The 5,133-nt window shown below is 64.1% G+C and carries 3 protein-coding genes and 1 pseudogene; 2 read left to right on the plus strand and 2 right to left on the minus strand.

From position 1 onward, the window contains the following. A pseudogene (locus RTQ83_RS24220) lies at positions 1 to 1,213 on the minus strand (hypothetical protein); the annotation flags it as partial. A gap of 382 nt (positions 1,214 to 1,595) precedes the next feature. After that, complete coding sequence (locus RTQ83_RS24225; RefSeq protein ID WP_312520622.1) at positions 1,596 to 2,942, minus strand: sigma-54 dependent transcriptional regulator; 1,347 nt, start codon at positions 2,940 to 2,942, stop codon at positions 1,596 to 1,598. Between the two features lie 454 nt (positions 2,943 to 3,396). On the opposite strand from RTQ83_RS24225, the gene ubiE reads away from it, so the two are divergent. Together ubiE and RTQ83_RS24235 are read left to right on the plus strand one after the other, a co-directional pair. Next, on the plus strand, positions 3,397 to 4,131 hold the full coding sequence (gene ubiE, locus RTQ83_RS24230) for a bifunctional demethylmenaquinone methyltransferase/2-methoxy-6-polyprenyl-1,4-benzoquinol methylase UbiE (RefSeq protein WP_312520625.1): 735 nt from the start codon (positions 3,397 to 3,399) through the stop codon (positions 4,129 to 4,131). A gap of 56 nt (positions 4,132 to 4,187) precedes the next feature. Further along, positions 4,188 to 5,133 (plus strand): Tim44-like domain-containing protein (locus RTQ83_RS24235; protein ID WP_312520628.1); only part of this gene is annotated, 946 nt, incomplete at its 3' end.

The raw sequence follows: 5,133 nt of genomic DNA on the forward strand, positions 1-5,133 counted from the left end.
CGCCAGCCGCGCCCGAGCCGCCGTTGGCTGCGCCGCCTGCCGCACCCGAACCGCCGGTGCCGACGCCGCCTGCCGCGCCGTTGCCGCCGGCAGCGTAGCCACCGGCCGCGCCAGCCGCGCCCGAACCGCCGGCCGCGTCAGCCGCGCCGCTGGCGCCGCCTGCGCCGCCCGAGGCGTTGCCGACGGTCGATGCGCCGGTCGAAGCGGCGCCACCTGCTGCATAGCCGCCCGCGCCACCTGCTGCGCCGGCTGCGCCGGTTGCCGCGCCGCCTGCCGCGCCGTTGCCGGTGGCCGAGCCGCCGGTGCCTGCCGCGCCTGCTGCGCCGTTACCCGCTGCGCCGGCAGCCGAGCCGTAGTTGGCGGCGGTGTTGCCGATGTTGGTGATGGTGTTGCCGTTCACGCTGCCGGTCAGCGAGCTGGTCGCGGTGGCCGACGAGGTGTTGAACGAGTTGGCCAGCGACGAGCTGGCGTTGCCGCCGTTGGCAGCGGCCGAGCCGGCCGCAGCGGCGCGGGCGTCGCCCGAGCTGTTGTTCTGGCCCGAACGGTCGTCGGTGTTGGTGGTGGTCGTGGTGGTGGTGTTGGCGACGTCGGTGGTGTCGTTGCTGTCGATCGTCGTCGTTTCGGTGTTGGTGTTGCGGGTGTCGGTGTTGACCGAACGGTTTTCGTTGTTGGTATTGGTGTTGGTGTTGGTCGTGGTGTTGGTGTTGCGGTTGTCGACTGTGCTGCTGTTGTTGCTGTCGTTGGTGCTGCTGTTGGTGTTGGTGGTCGTGTTGCGGGTGTCGGCGGTGTTGGTGTTCGTATTGGTGTTGGTGTTGGTGCTGTTGTTGCTGCTGTCGGCCGAGTTGTTGCTGTTCGACTGGCTGTTGTTCGTGTTGGTGCTGGTGCTGGTGTTGCGGTTGTCCGCGGTGTTGTTGCTGTTGCTCGAATTCGTGTTGGTGCTGGTGTTGGTGCTGTTGTTGCTGCTGTCGGTCTGGGTATTCGTGTTCGTGTTGGTCGCGGTGTTGTTGCTGTCGGCGACCGAGCTGGTGTTGGTGGTGGTCGACGTGTTGCGGGTGTCGGTGGTGTTGTTGCTGTTGCGGGTGTCAGTGACCGAGCTATTGTCGGTGTTGGTAACCGTCGAGGTGTAGCTGCCGCCGTCGGCTGGAGTGGTTTGCTGTGCGTGGGCCATGCCGAATGCCAGGGCGATCGCGGTTGCCAGGATAGTACGCTTCATTATTGCTCCCCTAAATGTCACTGAATTAATAAGTTTCCCGAGGTCGTCATGACGCCCGGTCCGCTTCACTAGTAGCAGTTCCCGTGCCAGCCCACGCTCACGATGCAAGTCGTTGATTATGTAGGACTATTTTGATGAGTTCGGCGATACCCGCGGCAGGTGATGAAGGTGGACAATGTGGCAATGTGAGATTGTCACAGGGGTGTGACAGAGTTGTCGTTCCTGTCACAAAACTGTATCAAAATGTGAACGGCATGCGTAGCGCATAGAGTGAAACGCCGCTGCCGGCATGCTGCCGAGAGGCAAGCGTGCCGGAGCGAAGTACTTGAATTGATTGGGGAAACTGCGTAGGAGCAGGACGACGGCAGGGAAAGAGCGAAACTTACGTCGAGATCGAATGCTTGGCCATCAGGCGATACAGTGTCATGCGCGATACACCCAGGTCGCGTGCAGCCTGGCTGATGTTGTTGCCGCTGCGGGTGAGGCTGTCGAAGATGGCGCTGCGCTCGGCGCTCAGGCGCGAACTGCCCAGGCCTTCGGCCATCGGCACGATCGGGCCGGCACCCGGCAGGTCGAGGTCTTCCGGCATGATCAGGCGGTGTTCGGCCAGCACCATGGCGCGCCGCACGCGGTTGACCAGCTCGCGCACATTGCCCGGCCAGTCGTAGCGCGCCATCGCCTGCAGCGCTTCACGGCTGACGCCTTTCAGCTGCGGACTGCGCTCAGCGGCGTACTTGTTGAAGATCAGGTCGGTCAGCACCGGCAAGTCTTCCTTGCGCTCGCGCAGCGGCGGCACCCGGATCGGAAACACGCTCAGGCGGTAATACAGATCTTCGCGGAAGCGTCCCTCGGCCACTGCCTGCGGCAGGTTGACGTGGGTGGCGGCGATCACGCGCGCATCGACCGCGATCGTGCGCGTGCCGCCGACGCGGTAGATCACGCGCTCCTGCAGAAAGCGCAGCAGGCTGGCCTGCAGGTCGAGCGGCAGGTCGCCGATCTCGTCCAGGAAGATGCTGCCGCCGGACGCCGCTTCGAGCAGGCCCTGCTTGTCGCGACTGGCACCGGTGAAGGCGCCGCGTTCGTGGCCGAACAGCTCGGAGTGAATCAGCGCCGGCGCCACCGCCGCGCAATTAATGGCGATGAAGGGACCTCCCGCGCGCTGCGAGCGCAGGTGGATTTCCTGGGCCGCCAGTTCCTTGCCGCTGCCGCTTTCGCCCGAGATCAGCACCGGCGCGTCGACCGCGGCAATCTTGTCGATGTGGGCGCGCAGGCGCACGATGGCGGGCGAGTTGCCGTCGATATGGCCGGCGCGCGCCATGCGTTTATACGGCGGCACCGCCTTGGCCAGGGTCGCCATGCCGTGAGCGTGGCCGAGCGAGTGCTGCAGGCGCAGCGTATCGACCGGGCGGGTATGGAAATCGAACAGGTGGGCGGCGATCAGCTCGCGCAGGGCGGGCTGGTCAATGCGCGGCGCGTCGAATACGCCGACCCAGCGCATGCTGTGGTGCTGGCGCAGGAAGCGTTCGATCTCGGCATCGCCTGCGCCATCGCTTGAATCGTCACTGCGGTCGAGCAGCAGGCCGACCCCGTAATGCTGCTGGGCCAGTACCTTGCGCGCCGCCGCCAGGCTGTCGACCACGCATACGTCCCAGCCCGGCAGTTCCCCGTGGCAGGCGCGCGCATGGGCGCTGCCTGCACTGCTGACACAAATAAGCCGTTTGACTGTCACCGTTGTCCTCGTTATCGCCGCTACCCCGATCGGGCCGGCTTTGTTGTCGTGAGTCCCGGTGCACGCTCGCAATGACTCACCTTGGGTGCGAGCAGCCGTCGATTGACATGCTGCAAGGCACGAAAAGCGATTCCATTAAACCCGAAATGCGATCTAGATGTCGCACAAACATTAATACAATTTTAAGTAAGTTTCCAATTTTTTACGTAAAGTTTTCGATGTCATATCGAACGATACGCAGAATCATTATTTGATTGCTACCGATCTTACCGGGCGCGGCATCCGGCAGGGAAGCGCGGCGTGCGTCGTGTAATGACATTCTGGACAGCCGTTGTGGCTATCCAACATGCGTAGTGGACAAGTGCCTGCAACATTGCCGTGCGGCTCGACGGCGCAGCGCGTCCCCGGCTTTTGGCTGCTTGTATAATGTGGCAACCCTAACCCGCATGCACATATGACCAATACCACCCACTTCGGCTACAAGACTGTCGCCGAGGACCAGAAGGTCCAGGAAGTCGCCAAGGTTTTCCACTCGGTCGCAGCGAAGTACGACGTCATGAACGACCTGATGTCGGCCGGCCTGCACCGCGCCTGGAAGATGTTCACGATCGCCCAGGCCGGCGTGCGTCCCGGCTTCAAGGTGCTGGATATCGCCGGCGGTACCGGCGACCTGGCCAAGGCATTCGCCAAACAGGCCGGCAAGAGCGGCGAAGTCTGGCTTACCGACATCAACGAGTCGATGCTGCGCGTCGGCCGCGACCGTCTCTTGAATAAAGGGCTTGTCACCCCAACCATGTTGTGTGACGCCGAAAAGCTGCCGTTCCCGGACAATTATTTTGATCGCGTGAGCGTGGCCTTCGGCCTGCGCAACATGACGCACAAGGACCAGGCGCTGGCCGAGATGCGGCGCGTGCTGAAACCGGGCGGCAAGCTGCTGGTGCTGGAATTTTCGAAAGTGATCGCGCCGCTGCAGAAACCGTACGACCTGTATTCGTTCTCGGTGCTGCCGTGGCTGGGCCAGAAAATCGCGGGCGATGCCGAGAGCTACCGCTACCTGGCCGAATCGATCCGCATGCACCCCGATCAGGACACCCTGAAGGGGATGATGCTGGATGCGGGGCTGGAGCGGGTCCAGTATTACAACCTGACCGGCGGTGTGGCCGCGCTGCACACCGGCATCAAGCTCTGATGCATCGAACGCATCGGGCACCGAAGCAAGCTGTTATTCATTCCAAGGACGAGACGATGAAAAAATTTTTGGTGACGACGATTCTGGCGGTGAGCGCCTTCTCGATGGTCGCTGACGCCTTCGCCCGCCCGCTCGGCGGTAAACGCTCGGTGGGACGCCAGTCGCAGGCCGTGCGCCAGATGCCGGCCCCGGCACCGGCGCCGGCCCCGAACATGCAGCGCCAGAACCCGAACCAGGCCGCTCCGGCAGCCGCTGCCGGCGCTACCGGCGCCGCAGCCGCGGCCGCCACCAAGCGTCCGAGCATGTGGAAGGGCATCCTGGGCGGCGCGCTGCTCGGCCTCGGCCTGGGCGCGCTGCTGTCGCACTTCGGCATCGGCGGCGCGCTGGCCAGCGCGATCTCGGCGATCCTGATGATCGCGCTGCTGGCCCTCGCCGTGCTGTTCATCGTGCGCATGTTCCGCCGCAAGGACACCCCGGCCAATGCTTCGGCCGCGACCGCCGGTGCGGGCTTCGGTGGCTTCAAGCCACAGCCGGCCGGCGCGGTTGCCACTCCTGAGATCGGTTCGGGCCTGCGCCAGCAGCCGACCGCCTATCAGAAGCAGAACGGCGGCGTTGCCCTTGACAAGGGCACCGGCTTCGGTAATAGCGCAGCGGCTGCTGCTCCAGCGCACCAGCAATGGGGCGTGCCGTCGGACTTCGACAGCGAGAGCTTCCTGCGCCATGCCAAGGCATCGTTCATCCGCATGCAGGCGGCCTGGGACCGCGGCGACACCAACGACCTGCGCGAATTCACCTCGCCTGAAGTGTTCGCCGAGCTGAAGATGCAGATCCAGGAACGCGGTGGCGTGGCCGACTTCACCGACGTGGTCAGCATCGACGCCCAGCTGCTGGGCATCGAGAAGACCGCCACCGACTACCTGGCGAGCGTGCAGTTCAACGGCATGATCCGCAATGCCCAGAACGCACCGGCCGAGCCGTACGTGGAAGTGTGGAATATGTCGA

It is taken from the genome of Massilia sp. (assembly GCF_031995545.1).
Taxonomy (GTDB): Bacteria; Pseudomonadota; Gammaproteobacteria; order Burkholderiales; family Burkholderiaceae_D; genus Telluria.